Annotated in this window: 11 protein-coding genes; 5 read left to right on the plus strand and 6 right to left on the minus strand. The window is 73.8% G+C overall.

Annotation, left to right across the window (positions count from 1 at the left end):
* On the plus strand, positions 1-492 hold a 492-nt coding region (locus K7640_RS00005), incomplete at its 5' end, for a cellulose binding domain-containing protein (protein ID WP_222952551.1).
* 100 nt (positions 493-592) lie between these two features.
* On the opposite strand, the gene K7640_RS00010 is transcribed toward K7640_RS00005, so the two are convergent.
* From K7640_RS00010 to K7640_RS30920, 4 genes are all read right to left on the minus strand, one after another.
* Positions 593-1,030, minus strand: a complete 438-nt coding sequence (locus K7640_RS00010; RefSeq protein WP_308042364.1) for a glutaredoxin domain-containing protein — start codon at positions 1,028-1,030, stop codon at positions 593-595.
* The gene (locus K7640_RS00015) at positions 1,027-3,822 is read right to left on the minus strand and encodes an FAD-binding and (Fe-S)-binding domain-containing protein (protein WP_222952552.1); all 2,796 of its coding nucleotides are present in this window, start codon (positions 3,820-3,822) and stop codon (positions 1,027-1,029) included. The genes K7640_RS00010 and K7640_RS00015 overlap by 4 nt, the downstream gene beginning before the upstream one ends.
* A 96-nt stretch (positions 3,823-3,918) precedes the next feature.
* Positions 3,919-6,375, minus strand: coding sequence for a M14 family zinc carboxypeptidase (locus tag K7640_RS00020; RefSeq protein WP_222952553.1), 2,457 nt, complete (start codon positions 6,373-6,375; stop codon positions 3,919-3,921).
* A gap of 111 nt (positions 6,376-6,486) precedes the next feature.
* Positions 6,487-6,624, minus strand: a complete 138-nt coding sequence (locus K7640_RS30920) for a putative leader peptide (protein WP_374198039.1) — start codon at positions 6,622-6,624, stop codon at positions 6,487-6,489.
* Positions 6,625-6,778: 154 nt separating this feature from the next.
* On the opposite strand from K7640_RS30920, the gene K7640_RS00025 reads away from it, so the two are divergent.
* Entirely contained in the window at positions 6,779-8,656 is a 1,878-nt protein-coding gene (locus tag K7640_RS00025) for a Xaa-Pro dipeptidyl-peptidase (RefSeq protein WP_222952554.1), read from the plus strand.
* Between the two features lie 106 nt (positions 8,657-8,762).
* The gene (gene dinB / locus K7640_RS00030; RefSeq protein ID WP_222952555.1) at positions 8,763-9,950 is read left to right on the plus strand and encodes a DNA polymerase IV; all 1,188 of its coding nucleotides are present in this window, start codon (positions 8,763-8,765) and stop codon (positions 9,948-9,950) included.
* Positions 9,951-10,056: 106 nt separating this feature from the next.
* On the opposite strand, the gene K7640_RS00035 is transcribed toward dinB, so the two are convergent.
* Positions 10,057-11,280: a multidrug effflux MFS transporter gene (locus K7640_RS00035; protein ID WP_222953095.1), complete on the minus strand. Its 1,224-nt coding sequence runs from the start codon at positions 11,278-11,280 to the stop codon at positions 10,057-10,059.
* Positions 11,281-11,476: 196 nt separating this feature from the next.
* Between K7640_RS00035 and K7640_RS00040 the strand changes: the two genes are divergently transcribed.
* Positions 11,477-12,241: a DUF427 domain-containing protein gene (locus K7640_RS00040; protein WP_222952556.1), complete on the plus strand. Its 765-nt coding sequence runs from the start codon at positions 11,477-11,479 to the stop codon at positions 12,239-12,241.
* A gap of 448 nt (positions 12,242-12,689) precedes the next feature.
* The gene (locus K7640_RS00045; RefSeq protein ID WP_222952557.1) at positions 12,690-13,202 is read left to right on the plus strand and encodes a winged helix-turn-helix domain-containing protein; all 513 of its coding nucleotides are present in this window, start codon (positions 12,690-12,692) and stop codon (positions 13,200-13,202) included.
* Between the two features lie 107 nt (positions 13,203-13,309).
* Here K7640_RS00045 and K7640_RS00050 read toward each other — a convergent pair whose 3' ends face one another.
* The gene (locus K7640_RS00050) at positions 13,310-17,716 is read right to left on the minus strand and encodes a S8 family serine peptidase (protein WP_222952558.1); all 4,407 of its coding nucleotides are present in this window, start codon (positions 17,714-17,716) and stop codon (positions 13,310-13,312) included.
* Between the last annotated feature and the right edge of the window lie 64 nt (positions 17,717-17,780).

The raw sequence follows: 17,780 nt of genomic DNA on the forward strand, positions 1-17,780 counted from the left end.
ACCTGGGGGGTCCGGGACAGCGACTCGTGGCGCGGCGGGGACAACGCGCTGCTGTTCGACTCCGGCGGCAACAAGAAGGCGGCGTACACCTCGGTGCTCAACGCGCTCAACGCCGGCGGCACCACCACCCCGCCGACCACGACGCCGCCGCCGTCGAGCACCACCCCGCCGCCGCCGACCACCACGCCGCCGCCCTCGGGCACCGGCTGCACCGCCAGCGTGACGACGAACTCGTGGACCGGCGGATTCGTCGCCACCATCAAGATCACGGCGGGCGCCGCAGCGGTCAACGGCTGGACCGTCCGGGTCTCGCTGCCCGGCGGCACCGCGATCACCAACACCTGGAGCGCCCAGGCCAGCGGCACCACCGGCACGGTTGACTTCCGCAACGTGGACTACAACCGGCAGATCCCCGCCGGCGGCAGCACCGAGTTCGGCTACCAGGCCAACGGCGTCGCCCCGTCCGGCACCCCCACCTGCACGGTGGGCTGACCCGTGCGCGGCCCGGTCCCATGACGCGGGGCCGGGCCGCGCCGCCCGGGGGCCGGTCGTCGTCGGCCCGGGGGCCGGACCGTCGGCACGGCCGTCGGCGCTATCCGGTCAGCCGCCGCCGTAGCCAGGCCGGCTCCGGGTTCACCACCGCGTCGCCACCCGCCACGACCGTCGGCACGGTCTCGTCGCCGCCGGTCACCGCCCGGACCGCCGCCGCGCCGGCCGGGTCCCGCCAGATGTCCACCCAGTACGCGCGGTGCGCGAGTCGACCGACCCGCAGCCGCAGCCGCAGGCAGTAGCGGCAACCCGGTCGCCAGTAGACGATCGGCCGACCGTCGGCGGCGCTGCGGCGCTGCGCCTGCGCGGCGGGCAGTGACCTCGGGAAGGCCAGGGGCGAGAACAGGAACCCGAGCACGGCGAAGACCAGAAACTCGACGACGGCCACCCCGGTCCGGTCCGCGCCGGCCGCGACCAGCGCCCCGCAGGCCAGCATCAGGCCGGCCCACGCCCACCGCCGCACCTCGCCGGCCGCGCTCACGCGGTCGCCTCGGCGAGGAGTTCGAGCAGGTGCCGGTACGGCTGGCCGGTGGCCCGGGCCAGGCCGATCTCGCAGGTCCGGTTCACCGAGGCGTACCCGGCGAAGGACCGCTCGGCGACCGCGCGGGCCTCGGCGCGGGTGGCCGAGGCGGTCAGCTCCGGGTGCAGCAGCCCCCGGTCGCCGGCGAACCCGCAGCACTGCCAGCCGTCCGGCACGACCACCTCGTCGGCGACGGCCCGGGCGACGCCGAGCAGCGCGTCGTCCAGCCCCAGCCGGGTCGACGAGCAGGTGGGGTGCAGCGCGAGGGAGGCGAGCCGGCGCCGCACGGTCAGCCGGGGCAGCAACCGGCTGGCGGCGTACGCCACGGCGTCGACGACGGGCGGGCCGCCGGCCTCCGCGGCCAGCTTGGCGAAGCCCTCGGTGCACGAGGCCGCGTCGCTGACCAGCGGCAGCGCGCCGTCGCGGGTGGCCGCCCACAGCGCCGGTGGCACCCGGTCGCGCACCGCCCGGTAGCCGGCGGTCAGGCCCTTCGACGACCAGGGCGTGCCGCAGCACAGGGCGGCCACCCCGTCCGGCACCAGCAGTCGCACCCCGGCCCGGTCGGCGAGGGTGAGCAGCGCGGCGGCGACGCCGGTGCCGCCGGGCGCCGGCGCGAAGAGGGTGCCCAGGCAGGACGGGACGAAGACCGCGTCGGGGTCGTCGACCGGGTGCGGCCGGCGCACCGTCCCACCGCCGGGCAGGTCACGCCGCCACTGCGGGACCCGCTCCGGGCCGAGCAGCGCGCGGGCCGCCCGGGTGGCCGCCTCGGGCAGGGCGGGCGGCAGGGCGCCGGCCAGGTCCAGGCCCCGGGCCATGCCCCGGGTGGTGGCGGCCCAGCGGTGGGCGGCGCCCCGCCACCCGGCCTGCGCGGCCCGGCCGTGGCGCTCGGCGCGCAGCCGTCGTACCAGGTCGCCGGTGTTGATCAGGACGGGGCAGGCGGTGGCGCACATGCCGTCGACGGCGCAGGTGTCCACCGCGTCGTAGTCGTACGCGCGCTCCAGCTCGCCGGCCAGCGCCAGGTCACCGTCGGCGCGGGCGGCGGCGATCTCCCGGCGCAGCACGATCCGCTGCCGGGGCGTGGTGGTCAGGTCGCGGCTGGGGCAGACCGGCTCGCAGTAGCCGCACTCCACGCAGCGGTCCACCTCCTCCTCGACGGTCGGCACCGTCTTCAGGTGTCGCAGGTGGACGGTCGGGTCGTCGGCGAGCAGCACGCCCGGGTTGAGTACCCCGCCCGGGTCGCAGAGCGTCTTCAGCTCCCGCATCACCGCGTACAGCTCGGCGCCGAACTGCCGGCGCACGTACGGGGCCATCACCCGGCCGGTGCCGTGCTCGGCCTTGAGCGTGCCGCCGCGACCGAGCACCAGGTCGACCAACTCCTCGGTGAAGTCGGCGTAGCGGGCCGGCGCCGCGCCGTCGGCGAACCGCTCGTTCAGCATGAAGTGCAGGTTGCCGTCCTTGGCGTGGCCGAAGATGACGCTCTGCTCGTACCGGTGCCGGGCGAACAGGTCGGCCAGCGCCGCGCAGGTGTCGGCGAGGGCGGCGACCGGGACGGCGACGTCCTCCAGCAGCGCGGTGGTGCCGGCCGGGCGGGCGCCGGCGACGGCCGCGTACAGGCCCTTGCGGATGTGCCAGAGCGCGGCCCGGGCGGACGCGTCGCCGGTGAGCCGGGCCGGCCCGGTCAGCGGCAGCTCGGCCAGCGCCGGGCGGGCCTCGGCCAGCCGGGCCGCGAGGGCGTCCGGGTCGGCCTCCTGCCACTCCACCAGCAGCGCGGCGTGTGCGGAGACGGGCAGGCCGCGCAGCGCGGCGTCGGCCTTCGGGTCGGTCTGGGCGACCCGCAGCGCGGCGGCGTCGAGCAGCTCGATCGCCGCCGGCCCGGCGGCCACCAGCGCCGGCATGGCGGCCATCGCGGTGGCCAGGTCGGCGAAGACGAGCAGGCCGGTGGCGGCGTGCCGGTGCGCGGGTACGGTGCGCAGCGTCGCCTCCGCCACGAAGGCGAGGGTGCCCTCGCTGCCCACCACCAGCCGGGTGAGCAGCTCCGCCGGGGTGTCGTGGTCCAGGAACGCGTTCACCCCGTACCCCATGGTGTTCTTCATGGCGTACTGGGCGCGGACCCGGCGCACCGAGTCGGGGTTGCCGCGGACCCGGTCGCGCAGCCGCAGCAGGCCGGCGTGCAGCTCCGGCTCGGCGGCGCGCAACCACTCGTCGGCGTCGGGAGCCCCGGTGTCGAGCACGGTGCCGCTGGGCAGCACCAGTCGCGCCGACTCCAGCGTGCGGTAGGTGTTGAACTCGGTGCCGCAGGTCATCCCGCTGGAGTTGTTGGCGACCACCCCGCCGACGGTGCAGGCCGACTCGCTGGCCGGGTCCGGGCCGAGCTTGCGGCCGTACGGTGCGAGCCGGGCGTTGACCTGCCGCAGCACCACGCCGGGCTGCACCCGCACCCGGCGGCCGTCGTCGAGGACGGTCAGCTCGCGGAAGTGCCGGCGGGTGTCCACCAGCAGCCGGTCGGTGACCGCCTGCCCGCTGAGGCTGGTGCCGCCGGAGCGGAAGGTCAGCGGGGTGCCGGTGCGGCGGCTGTGCCGCAGCAGCGCGCCGACCTGCTCGGCGTCGGTCGGGGTGACCACGGCGCTGGGGTGCAGCAGGTAGTGGGAGGCGTCGTGGGCCAGCCGCAACCGGTCCGCGGCCCCGGTCCGCACCCCGCCGGGCACCGCCGCCTCCAGTGCGGCCAACGCGGCCCCGCTCAGTTCCGGCGTCATCTCACCTCCCCCGGCTCACCCTAGCCAGGTGGGTCGGGGGAGGTGCGGGCCCGGGCGGACGTCCGTCCGGGCCCGCACTCACCTACCGCGTGGCGCTCAGGGCTGGGCGGCCCAGAGCAGCGCCCGGCCCAGCTGCGCCTGCAGGCCCTTGGGGTGCAGGCGGAACGTCGGGTCGGTGCCGAAGAGCACCACGCCGTTGCCGCCGTCGCTCACCCGGCGCACGACGCTTGCCTGGTTCGCGGCGGCGGCCTGTCCGTTGGTCCCCGCACCGGACGCCGCCCACCAACCGGACAGCAGCGGGTCGGCGGCGTACGACTGCTCGATCGTCACGCCGGCGCCGAGGTGGGTGAACCACACCGGCTGGCTGATGAACGAGTGCGGGACGGCCCCGGCGGTGACCGGGCCACCCCGGTTGACGACGTTGGCGACGCCGCTGGCCAGCGACGGGCCGGCGGTGGCGGTGACGGTGAGCAGCGACGCCGCGTTGCCGAAGTTCGCGCCGGCCGTGCCCAGCCCGACCACGCCGCCGCCCCGGGCCAGGAACGCCTCCAGCGCCGCACGGTTCGACGCCGTCAGGGTCGACAGGTTGAGGTTGCTCGCCACCAGCAGCACGTCGACGTCGGCGGTGAGCGTGTCGGCCAGCGTCGTCGGGGTGACGGCCCGGGTCGGGAAGCCGAGGTCGCGCAGCGTGTCGCGCTCCTCGACGGTGCCCAGGTAACCCACGACAATCTCGTCCAGCGGGGTCCCCCGCCAGCCGGCCGGGGCGCGTTCGAACGTCACACCGTGCGCCCGCACCTCGTCCTTGAGCAGCTGGCGGCTGCCCGGCACCGCCGGGATCGCCACCGACCCGTCGGCCAGCCGGTGGACCCGGAGACCCTTGCGGATCAGCGAGTTGACCACCAGCAGGTCGGCGGCGTCCTGGAGGTCCAGCCGCAGGTCGCCGTCGGCGGAGGGCAGGCTGCCGGCGGCCACGCCGTCGTAGACCCGGGTCAGCTGCACGTCCGGCAGGTCGTCCCAGAGGGTGTCCACGGTGGCCCCCCAGGTCAGCCCCTGGCTCCACGCGGCCGGACCGGCGTAGAGGTCGCCCACCCGGTCGGTGATGTCGGCGCCCGGCTCCAGCAGCGAGTTGACCAGGCCCCGCTTGGGTTGGTGCAGGTCGACCACGTATGACCCGGCCGGGTAGGACCGGCCGTCGGCGCGGAAGTCGTGCTTGGCCCGCCACACCCGGCCGCCGCTGCCGATCAGCAGGTCGACCAGCCGGGCGGCCGCCGGCTCCGAGTGCTGTCCTCGTCCACTCGGGATGACGTACGAGCGGGGAAAGACCGTCCGGTAGTTGTCCTCCGGTCCCCAGCCCGGCACGTAGCCGTCGGGGATGTCCCGCAGCGGCTCGCCGGCCCAGCCGCGCCGGTAGACCTCCGCCTGGTCGTGCAGCACCTCGGCCCGGTGGTCCTGGATGTAGCGCAGCGACGTCTTGATCGCCACCTCGTGCACGTCGGTGTTGATCCCGGAACGGCGGACCCGCTCCTGCGGGGTCAGGTTCCCCCCGCGCGGGTTGAGCGGCGCCTCGATGGTGTACGGGATGCTGCTCTGCAGCATCGCGAACGAGGGCACGTAGATCGGTGGGAAGTCGTCCCAGACGCCCGGCGCGTCGTCGCGGAACGGGATCCGGGCCCGCTGGGTCTCGGCGTAACCGAGGGCGCGCAGGTCCTCCTCGATCGCCAGCGCGTTCGGCAGGCCGTGCTTGATGTAGAGGTCGTACTCGTTGTTGACGTTGTGCGGCGGGGTGCTCGGGTGCAGCAACGTCGGGTTGACGTACCCGTGCAGGTCGAGGGTGATGATCGGCTTGGTGTCGACGATGAGTTCGCGGATCAGGTTCGTCTCGGGCTGCGAGACGATGGTGAGATCCCGGTTGAGGTCGTAGCCGGCGTCGTTGGCGCGGGTGCCGGCGACCCGGCCGTCGGGGTTGGCGGTGATGTTGAAGACCAACCGGTTCCGCGCCAGCAACCGGGTGACCGCCGGGTCGGTGCTGGTCGCGTACTCCTCGATGACCCGCAGCGCCGCGTCGGTGCCTTCCCACTCGTTGCCGTGGATGTTGGCGTTGACGAACAGCGGCGTCTTGTAGTCGGCCAGCAGCCGGGGGTCGGTACGGGCCCGGACCGGGTCCTCCTCCAGCAGGCGCTTCCATTCCTCCTGCTGGCGGGCCTCCTGACGGGTTTCGGGGGCGGTGACGGTGACGGCGTACAGGTCGTAGCCACCGCTGGACCGGCCGGCCACCCGGGCGGAGACCCGCTTGCTGGCAGCCTGCAGGCGGTTGAGCTTCGGGGCGATCTCGTCGTAGGGAGTGACGCCGATCGGGATGGATGCGTCGGTGGGGTTGTCGGGCCAGACCGGCAGCACGTTCTGCCGGGGGTAGCCGGTGATCTCGTTGGGGCCGGCGGCAGCCGGCGGCACGGCCGGCAACGCCGAGGCGTGTGCCGGCGCCGTCCAGGCCACCGTGCCCGTCAGGGCGGCCGTGAGCACGGCCGCGGTCAGGCGTACGGATGTCTTGCGCACGAGGAACAGCTCTCCTGTCGGGAGATCGGGGATGCCATGCGTGGCGAGGCCGCCGGGCCGGAGACCGGTGGCGTGGGAACGCCCGCAGCGGGCGGAATCAGGAACCCGGCGTCAGACGCGGGGTCGACAGGCAGCGCTGGCGACGCGCAGGAGGTCGATGTGACCTCGCTTGGTGAGATAGGCGCTTCGCACGACAAGATCCTCATCGAATCGGCCCGCCGTGTCAACAAGTACGCTCCGGCGTCTCACGGGCTGACCGCCGGTGGCCGTCCCGGGCTCTCCGCTCGGGGCGCAGCCAGCCGTTCCACCAGGTCATTCCGCACCACGCGGACCATCGACCCTGGACACCGGCGCCACTAGCATGACGGGCTCGGGGAGATCCCCCACCCTTCGGAGGACATTCATGCGCCAAGGCAGACGCCGTTTGCTTCTCACCGCCACCCTCACCACCACCTCGCTCCTGGCCGTCTCCACGGCACCCGCCGCCGCCGAGCCGGCGCCGACACCGGGGATCGTCGTCCAGAACGGAATGACCCAACCGGTGTTCTCGTTCGCCGACGCCGTCGAGGAACGGGTGTGGGTCGAGACGACCCTCGACACCGACCACGACGGAAAGCTCGACCGGGTCGTGGCCGACATCTCCCGCCCCCGGGAGACCGCCACCGCCGGGCTCAAGGTCCCGGTGGTCTTCGAGCACAGCCCCTACCGCAAGGGCACCTGGGGCAGCGTGCCCTACCCGAGCGTGCTGGTCGACGAGCTGCCGCAGAACGGGCTCAGCCGCTCCGCGCGGGCCCAGGCGGAACAGCAGATCGCGATCCAGCGGGCCAGGCCCAACCTGCCCGGCACCCTGGACGACTACTACGTCCCCCGCGGCTACGCGGTGGTGCTCGGGCAGAGCGTCGGCACCGGCGACTCCGACGGCTGCCCGACCAGCGGCGACATGGCCGAGACGCTCGGCACGAAGGCCATCATCGACTGGCTGGGCGGCCGGGGCAAGGCGTACAACGCCGCCGGCGAGCCGGTCACCGCCGACTGGACCACCGGCGCGGTCGGCATGACCGGGGTGTCCTACAACGGCACGCTGCCCAACATGGTGGCCACCACCGGGGTACCGAACCTGAAGACGATCATCCCGGTCTCCGCGATCAGCAACTGGTACGACTACTACCGGGCCAACGGCCTGGTCGTCGCGCCCGGCGGCTACCAGGGCGAGGACGCCGACATCCTGGCGATGTACACCGCCGGCCAGGCCCGCGCCCAGGGCCGGTGCGCCGACGAGATGGCCCAGATCACCGCGGAGCAGGACCGGGTCACCGGCGACTACACCGACTTCTGGCGGGACCGGGACTACCTGCCCGGAGCGAAGAACGTGACCGCCAGCGTCTTCGTCGTGCACGGCCTCAACGACTGGAACGTCAAGACGGAGAACTTCGCCGGCTGGTGGGACCGGCTCGCCAAGCGGGACGTGCCGCGCAAGATCTGGCTGCACCAGGGCGGGCACGGCGGCCCCGGCAACACCGCGACGGTGGCCCTGCCCGACGGCCAGGCGTGGACCTACAAGCAGACCGAGAACCGCTGGTTCGACTACTGGCTGTGGGGCGTGCAGAACGGCATCATGGACGAGCCCACCGCCGTCGTGCAGCGGGAGAACCGCGCCTACACCACGTACGCCAACTGGCCGGACCCCGCCGCCCGCGAGGTGCCGCTGCGGTTGACCGCGACCAGCCCGACCGAGCCCGGTGGGCTGATCAGCCGCGGCCCGGCCAACCAGCGCACCGAGCAGTCCTTCGTGGACGAGGGGCGCACCATCAGCCCGCGGACGCTGGTGGCCAACCCCGACGCGGCCAGCGAGAACCGGCTGGTCTACCGCTCGCCGGTGCTGACCCAGGACGTGCGCATGTCGGGGCGGCCCGAGATGCGGTTGCGGATGTCGATCGACAATCGCAACGACGCGAACCTGACCGTGCACCTGGTCGACTACGGCGCGCCCGGCGCCACCGCGGCCCCGGTCGTGGTCACCCGGGGCTGGCTGGACCCGCAGAACCGGACCGGCCGGTCGCACACCACCGCGGTCCAGCAGGGCGTCATGTACGACTACACCTGGACCCTGGAGCCGAAGGACTACGTCTTCCCGGCGGGACACCGCATCGGGGTGGTCGTGCTCTCCAGCGACCAGGACTACACCCTGCTGCCGCTGGGTGGCACCCGGCTGACCGTCCAGCCGGGCGCGAGCAGCCTCACCGTGCCGGTGGTCGGCGGCCGGGACGCCCTCGGCTTCTGAGTCTGGTCCGGCCCGGACGGTCTGATGGACCGTCCGGGTCGGCCCGGACCGGCGCGTTCCGCCAGGTCAGTGGCGCCTGGTCGAACACCTGTGCGAAGATGTGGCGGTGCCGCCGGACGCCACGATCCTGCACGCCGACCTCGACGCGTTCTACGCCTCGGTCGAGCAACGCGACGACCCGCGACTGCGCGGCCGGCCGGTGATCGTCGGCGGCGGGGTGGTGCTGGCCGCCAGCTACGAGGCGAAGGCCCGGGGCGTGCGCAGCGCCATGGGTGGCCGGCAGGCCCGCCGGCTCTGCCCGGACGCGATCGTGGTGCGCCCCCGGATGGCGGCCTACACGGCGGCCAGCCGCGCGGTCTTCGAGATCTTCCGCGACACCACCCCGCTGGTCGAGGGGCTCTCCATCGACGAGGCGTTCCTCGACGTCGGGGGCCTGCGCCGGCTCGCCGGCCCCGCGCCGGACATCGCCGACCGGCTGCGCCGGGAGGTCCGCCGGCGGGTCGGCCTGCCGATCACCGTCGGGGTGGCCCGGACGAAGTTCCTCGCCAAGGTGGCCAGCGGGGTGGCCAAGCCGGACGGGCTGCTGGTGGTCGATCCGGGCCGGGAGCTGGAGTTCCTGCACCCGCTGCCGGTCGAGCGGTTGTGGGGCGTCGGCCCGGTGACCGCGACGAAGCTGCGCGAGCGGGGCATCCGCACCGTCGGCCAGGTCGCCCGGCTCGACGAGGCGACGGTGGTGTCGCTGGTCGGCGCGGGCGCCGGCCGGCACCTGCACGCGCTGGCGCACAACCGGGACCCGCGCCGGGTGCAGGTCGGCCGCCGGCGCGGCTCGATGGGCGCGCAGCACGCCCTCGGCGGCGCCGGCACCACCCCCGGCGACCTCGACGCGATCCTCGCCGGGCTGGTGGACCGGGTGGCCCGGCGGATGCGGGCGGCGCACCGCTGCGGCCGGACGGTGACCCTGCGGCTGCGCTTCGCCGACTACAGCCGCGCCACCCGCTCGCAGACCGTGGCGAAGGCGACCGCGCAGACCGGCCCGCTGCTGGGCACGGCGCGGGCGCTGCTGCGGGCGGCCCTGCCGGAGATCGACCGGCGGGGCGTCACGCTGATCGGGGTGTCGGTCGGCAACCTCGGCGCCGGCCACGTGCAGCCGCCGCTGCCGTTCGCGCCGGACCCGGGCGTCGACCTGGACGCGGCGGTGGACGCCGTCCGGGACCGGTTCGGCTCGACGGCGCTGACCCGCGCGGTGCTGCTCGGCCGCGCCCCCGCGCTGGAGATGCCCCGCCTGCCCGACTGACCGCCACCCGGCAGGGCTTTCCCCTTCGGGCGGGGCGGGTCATGCCGGCGGGCATCGGAGAGGTGCTGCCGATCCCGGCCGTCGTCGATCGCGGCGCGGCGGGCCGTCAGTGGGGGGCCACCGGGACCACGGCCGGCTCGACCTCGGGCAGCCGACCCGGCCGGGCGACGGCGAACAGCAGGACGGTCGCCGCGGCCATGCCACCGGTCACCACCACGGCCATCGCCACGCTGCCGTTGCCGAGCACGCCCACCAGCGGCGCGGCCAGCGCGCCGACGCCGAACTGGACGGCGCCGAGCAGCGCGGCGGCGGTGCCGGCCGCCTCACCGTGGCGGGACAGGGCCAGCGCCGGGGCGTTCGGCAGGGCGAGCCCGGCGGCGGCGAGCACCACCCACAGGGACGCCAGGATGCCGGCGAGGCCGCCGACGCCGGTGGCGGCGAAGGTCAGCAGCACCAGCCCGGCGGCGGTGCCCACGCCCAGCGCGGTGACGAGGATCCGCTGCGGTGAATATCGGCGCAGCAGGCGCACGTTGAGCTGGGTGGCCGCGATCAGGCCGACCGCGCCGGCGCCGAAGGCCAGCCCGAACTGCTGCTCGTCGAGCCCGTACTGCTGCTGGAAGACGAACGAGGAGCCGGACACGTACGCGAACAGGGCCGCCATGGCCAGGCCGGTGACCAGGACGAGCCCGAGGTAGGTGCGGTCGCGCAGCAGCGCGCGGTAGTCCCGCAGCACCGCGGGCACCCCGCCGCGGCGGCGCCGCTCGGGCGGCAGGGTCTCGGCGAGCCCGAACGCGGCGACGACGGTCAGCACCAGGCCGAAGCCGGCGAGGACCACGAAGACGCCCCGCCAGTCCGACCAGCGCAGCACGCCGCTGCCCAGCGTCGGGGCCAGGATCGGCGCCGCGCCCATCACCAGCATCAGCCGGGAGAAGAGGGTGGCGAAGGCGGCGCCGCTGAACAGGTCGCGGACGACCGCCGTCGCGACGACGGCGGCGGCGGCCACCCCCAGCCCCTGCAGTACGCGCAGCACGCCGACCAGCCCGACGTTCGGCGCGACCACGCACAGCGCCGAGGCCACCACGTGCAGCCCGACGCCGGTGAGCAGGGGCAGGCGGCGCCCGAGGGCGTCGGAGAGCGGGCCGATCAGCAGTTGGCCGAGGGCGAGACCGGCGAGGGTGCCGGTCAGCGTCAGCTGGACGGCCGCCGAGGTGGTGTGCAGGTCGGCGGCGATGGCCGGCAGGGCGGGCAGGTACATGTCGATGGTCAGCGGCCCGATCGCGATCAGCGAGCCGAGGACGAGGACGAGGCGGAGCCGTTGCCGGGGGCTCATCAGCTCACCGGGCAGTCGGGTCGGGGCGGGCGCGTCGGTCAGCTCGGCTGCGGATGTCACACCTGGCAGCAAATCGCCGGCAGGCCCGCGCATTCCCCGCATTGACACGAAGGTGCCCCAGCTCACACCCGGGCGTGAACGGTGGGGCGGCCCGCTCGTTGAACCGGTGACCGGCATCCGGAGGCGAGGAGGACAGGTGGCGGACTACCCGAAGGCGATCGCTCCGGTCGACCACGTCGAGCCGGTCCCCCGGCGGGTGCGGGCCTTCCTCGGCGGCGAGCTGGTGGTGGACACGACCCGGGCGTCGTACGTGTGGGAGTGGCCGTTCTACCCGCAGTACTACCTGCCCGCCGCCGACGTGCGGCGGGAGCTGCTGGTCGACGAGGGGCGCACGGAGCGGTCCCGGCGCGGCACCGCGCGGTGGTACGGGCTGCGGGTCGGCCCGACCGGGCACGCGTCGTGCGCACGCTGGTACGGCGCCGACGCGCTGCCCGGGCTGGCGGACACGGTCCGGTTCGACTGGGCGGCGCTGGACGGCTGGTTCGAGGAGGACGAGGAGGTGTTCGTGCACCCGCGCAATCCGTACTCGCGGGTGGACGCGCTGCGGTCGTCCCGGCGGGTACGGGTGGAGCTGGACGGGTTGCTCCTGGCCGAGTCGGTCGCGCCGGTGCTGGTCTTCGAGACCGGCCTGCCGACCCGCTACTACCTCGACCGGACGGCGGTGGACTTCCGGCACCTGGTGCCGTCGGCGACCACGACCGCCTGCCCGTACAAGGGGCGGACCAGTGCGTACTGGTCGGTGCGGGCCGGTGCCGCGGTGCACCCGGACCTGGCCTGGTCGTACGGTTTTCCCACCGCCGCCCTGCTGCCGATCGCCGGCCTGGTGGCGTTCTACAACGAGAAGGTGGACCTGATCGTCGACGGCGAGCGGCTCGCCCGGCCGCGTACGCACTTCTCCTGAACGCCGGGCGCACGGGCGGCGACCGCGCGGCGGTTACTCATTGGTAATTGCCGGAATGGAACCGATCGCCCCGGCGGAACGTTGCCCGGGACATCGAAGGGCACTACTATACCAATCGTTCGACGCCGGCCGGCACGAGCCGGAAGCGAACGCCCGCAGGCATTTGACCGACCACCGCCGACCACAGGGAAACAGTTCCGACACCGGTCAGAAACACGCGGACCTGCCCGGACGGACCCGGTGCCGAACTACACAATGACCAGACCAGAATTGTCGGCAATCCGCTTTTCTTTCCGTGGCGGACGAGGATCACGCCTCAACCTCGTCGACCCGGAAACCGCTTTCGCCAGACGTACCCCGATCCATTCTTCATCGGACCGTCACCACCCGGGAGCGCCGTGATCCGGCGTAGCCCGGCCACCGTGGTGCGCAACCAGAGGGGGTGGGGATGCGGGGTGTCCCGGCCATGTCCCTGACCATCGGCATCGCCTCGTCGCCGGACGAACGGCAGCGGCTTGCCCAACTGCTCGGCGGGACGGACGCCGTGCTCATCGTGTCGACCGTCGAACAGGCCCGGCAGTTCCTCGACGCGACCCGCGCGCCCGTGGCCGGGCCCGCCGCCGGCGTCGAGCCCGACAGCGCCGCGCCCTCCGGCGCCGCCCCCACTCCCCCGCCGTCGAGCCTGAGTGTCGACTCGGGCCGGCGGGTGCTGTGCTGGCGGGACCGGGAGGTCGAGCTGACCCGGCTGGAGCACGACCTGCTGCGCTGCCTGGTCGGCGAGCCCGGGCAGGTGTGGACCTATGAGCGGCTGCACCTGACGGTGTGGGGCAACGCCCATCTCGGCCGCGGCTCCGACCTGCACTCGGTGGTGCGCCGGGTGCGGCGCAAGCTCGTCCGGCTGGGCGCCGCCGCCACGATCGACGCCGTACGCGGGGTCGGTTTCCGGCTCGCCCTGGCCTGACGGCCGCCCGGTCCCCGGGCCCGGACCGGGCGGGGCGGACGGCCCACGCGACGCGGATCCGGCCCGCCCGGTCGACACCAGGCGGGCCGGATCGGTTCACTCGGCGGTCAGCAGCGCGTCGGGGTCAGGGTGAAGTCCTCGACCCGCGGGGCGTTGGTGCTGATCGTCGTCTGCCGGGTCTGGGGCTGCCAGCCGTCCTTGGCGACGATCAGGGTGAGCGGGTTGTGCTTGCGGTCCAGCCAGTAGGCGTACCTGCCCTGCCCGTCGGTGGTGAAGGTCCACCCCGCCGACTTGGCGTTGACCTGGACCAGCGCGCCGGCCAGCGGCGCGGTCGCGCCCGAGCAGCTCTTGCCGGAGACCGTACCCGTCAGCTTGCCCCAGGTCTTGGGGGGCTGCGCCGTCATCGTGACCGGCACCGGCGCCACCGTGTACGGGGTGTTCTCCTTGATCGCGACCGAGGCGGTGTAGGTGCCCGGCTGGTCGACGTCGGCCGTCATCCGCACGGTCACCGTGACCTTCGCGCCGGGCGCCAGCGTCGCCGACGTCTTGTCGATCGTCAGCCAGCTGACGTCCGCCGGGCCCTCGGCGCACTCCTCCAGACCGGGCAGCACCTCGCTGTCCGGGGTGGCGGTGAAGTTTCCGGACGAGCCACCGATCTTGTAGAAGCCGCACGCCGCGCCGCCGCGGTATCGGGCGGTGTTGGCGTTCGGCAGGCTGGACCAGGAGCCGCCGGCCGGGTCGTAGGCGAAGCCGGCGTTGGTGATGGCGCCGCCCTGCACGCCGCCGACCACCAGGAGCTTGCCGCCGGCGACGGCGAACGAGCTGGCCCAGCTGTCGACCGGCGCGTCGGCGATCGCGGTCCAGGTGTTGGCGCCCGGGTCGAAGGCGTAGCTGGCCTTCTGCGCGGCGGCGCCGTCGTTGCCGCCGGTGCAGTAGACGACGCCGTCGATGCCGCCGCAGGAGGCGAAGGCCACCGACTTCGGGTAGTTGGGCAGGGTCTCCCAGGTGTCGCCGGCCGGGTCGTACCGGACGACGGAGTTGCCCATCGGCGTGCAGGACGCGGTGGTGCACCCGCCGACGGCGTAGAGCTTGCCGTCGACGACGGCCTGCCCGGCGGCGGCGCGCGGAGCCGGGTTGTCGGCCTTCTTCGTCCAGGCGTTGGCCGCCGGGTCGTACGACCAGGTGGTGGCGTCGGGGCCGGACGCGCCCCAGCCGCCGGTGGCGATGATCCTGCCGTCCAGGACGCCCACCGTCATCGCGTTGCGGGCGGCGGGCAGGTCGGCGATCGGCGCCCAGGTCTGCCCGATCGGGTCGTAGACGTAGTTCTTCGCGCTCGACGCCGATCCGTTGCCGCCTGCGATCGAATACACCTTGCCGTCGAGGTTCACCACCCGGTTGTCCATCACGTTCGCCGGGTAGGCGGGGATGCCGGTCCAGGGCTCGGCCTGCGGGCCGGCCACCGCGGTCGCGGTGTCCGTCTTGCCGCTCGCCCGCGCGGCGAACGAGGTGGGCACGGTGAGCCGCTGCTCTGGTGCGCCGTCGGCGCCGAGCACCTGCTGCCTGCTCACCCGGGATCCGTCGGCGCGCAGCAGCGTGAAGCCGCCGTCGCGCTCGCTGAACTGGACGTCGACCGGCGCGCCGCCGGTGTTGGTCACGGTGAACGACCTGGTCACCGTGCCGCCCGGCATCTGGGCCGTACCGGTCACCTCGGTGGGCTGGATGGACAGCCGGCCGGCGGCGAGCTGGAACGTCGAGGCCGTCGCGCCGTGGTTGGCGACGTCGACCTGCCGGGTCTGGCTCAGGTAGCCGCCGGCGGTGGCGGTGAACGGGTGCGCGCCGGTCAGCGACGAGAACATCCAGAAGAAGCCGTCCGGCAGGTCCGGGTCGTCCGGGGTCGGCGCGGTGGTGGCCCGCTCGGTCGGGCGGTCGTCGCTGGTGACGGTCGCGCCGTTGACGTAGCCGTCATCGTTCTTGTCCTGCACGTGGCCGAGGACCAGGCCGCCGTCGAGCGGCCGGCAGACCACCTGGCTGCCGATCAGGACGTTGTCGACCTGCCACCACCACGCCCACGCGGCGTCGTAGTAGTGGAACCGGACGCGGGTCTGCGCGTTGCCGGCCGCCTGCGGGATCTTCACCTCGGTGACCAGCGGGCCGCGGACGTTGGCGCTCTGCCGCAGCACGTTGGTCCAGGTGGCGCCGCCGTCGAGGCTCAGGTCGACGTCCGCGCGGTTGGTGCCCAGCTGCCGGAAGTCCTGGTTGAACCGGATCACCGGGGCGGCCACGTCGGTCAGGTCGACGACCGGGCTGACCAGCGAGGCGTCCTGCCGGTTGCCGCTGCCGTACTTGTCGCTGTCGATGATGGCGAAGCTGCCCGCGCCGCCGGTCAGGTTGCCCCGGTTGCCGGGGTCGGTGAACTGCCAGCCCTGACCGTTGCCCTGGTGGTCGACAAGCGACCAGCCGGCCGGCACGGCGGTGCCGTCGAAGGTCTCGTACACGCCGTCGGATCCGTTGCGGTAGCCGGGCGCCGTGGTGCAGGAGTTCGCGGCGACCGGCACGGCCACGTCCTGCGTGACGTTGCCGGAGCCGACCGCGACCTCCCTGGTCACCGTCTGGTAGCCGGGGTACCGCGCCTCGACCTTGAGGGTGTACGTCGCCTCGCTGGGCAGGGTGAAGCTGTAGCGACCGTTGGTGGGCGTGGTGTGGTCGGACACGCCGGACGGGCCCTCGACGCTCACCTTGGCGTAGAGCGGCCAGCCCTGCCCGGACCCGTCGGTGACGGTTCCGCTGACCGTGACGCTCGGCACCCGGGTCAACGCGACGTTTGTGGTCGTGGTGGTGTCCTTGGTGATCGTCACCGGCACGGTCCGGCTGGCGTAGCCGAAGGCGGAGACGGTGGCCTGGTACTCGCCGACCGGGAGCAGCGACGAGTACCGGCCGTCGCTGCCGGTGCTGAGCTGGCGGGTGGCCGGACCGGTCAGCGCCACCGTGGCGCCGCCGATCGGGGCGCCGCCGGCGGCGTCGGTGACGGCGCCGGCGACGGTGCCGGTGTCGCCGATGGGTGCGTCGCCGAGCAACGCGAGCGCGTCCAGGCGACCCTCGCCGTAGACGTTGTTGTTGGCCGCGGTGCCGCCGCACTGGGCGTCGGCCTTGTCGACGGCCGTGGTGTTCAGCAGCGCGCGGGTGGCGGGGATGTCACCGACGAGCGCCGGCGCCGCCGACCAGAGCAGGGCGATCGCGCCGGCGAGGTGTGGGGCGGCCATCGAGGTGCCGTTGTAGCTGGCGTACCCGCTGCCCGGGATGCTCGACCGGACGTTGACGCCGGGGGCGGAGATGTTCGGCTTGATCGTGCCGCCCTGGCCGGCGCCGCGCGCGGAGAAGCTGGCGACGGTGTTGTTGATGTCGTACGCGCCGGCGGAGTAGTTGCTGGTCAGGCTGCCCGGCGAGCCGCTGGTCTGGCAGTTCGGCCCGCTGTTGCCGTTGGACCAGACCCCGAAGATGCCGGAGGCGGTCCAGGCCAGCGTCACGTCCTCCATGAACGGGTCGTTGGAGGGCAGCGTCGTTCCCCACGAGTTGTTGATGATGTTCGGCCGCTTGCTGGCGTCCGGGTTCTGGCCGTTGAGGTCGCGCGGCTCCAGCATCCACTGTCCGGAGGTGATCAGCGCGGCGTCGGTGGGGCAGCAGCCGTTGGCCGCGATCCACTTGACCTCGGGGGCGACGCCGATCTGGTTGGCGCCGTCGGAACCGGCCATGGTGCCCATCGTGTGGGTGCCGTGGCCGTTGCTGTCGCACGGGGCGGCGGCGCAGGTGCCGGCGGCGTTGAACCAGTTGTAGTTGTGGTTGAAGGTGCCGTCGCCGTTGTTGCCGCGGTAGGAGTTGACCAGGGCCGGGTGGTTGAACTGGACGCCGGTGTCGATGTTCGCCACGGTGATGCCGGCGCCCTTGACGCCGTACTGCGACCAGACGTCGTCGGCGTTGATGTTCGCGATGCCCCACTCCAGGGCGTTCGGCGTCTTCTCGTCGGTGCCCTTGGTGATCTCGGGGACCTTGTACTCGATCGGCGCGTACAGGCCGTCGACCTCGGCGTGCGCGGCGACGTTCTGGACCAGGTCGGATGAGCCGCCGCTGACCTTGATGGCGTTGGTCGCCCAGAAGGTCTGGTACTTCACGCCGGCGGCGTCCAGCTCGGCCCGGATCTTGGCCTGGCTCTCCTGCGCGGTCTGTCGCAGCGCCTCGGCGACGGCGGTGCCCCGCTTGTTCCAGTCCTTGATGGCGCTGGCCTTGCTCAGGTCGGCCTGCTGGGCGAAGTGGATCCAGAAGTCACCGTCGTTCTTGGTCTGGAACTGCCGGGCGAGCTCGGGACGGATCTTGTCGGACGGTGTGGCGGCATCGGACCCGGACGGTGCGGCCTGTGCGCCGGCGCCGCCGGTGGCCAATCCTGCCGCGGCGAGCGCGATCGCCGCGGCGGCACCGACCAGCGATCTGGCCAGGCGCCTCCGGTGTGGACTTCTCAACATGTGCTGCCTCCTCCGACCCAGAGTTGATCGAGGTGAAGGTGCGGAGGCCCGCGCGAGTGGATGG

The organism is Micromonospora sp. PLK6-60 (assembly GCF_019890675.1).
In the GTDB taxonomy this organism is placed as follows: domain Bacteria; phylum Actinomycetota; class Actinomycetes; order Mycobacteriales; family Micromonosporaceae; genus Micromonospora.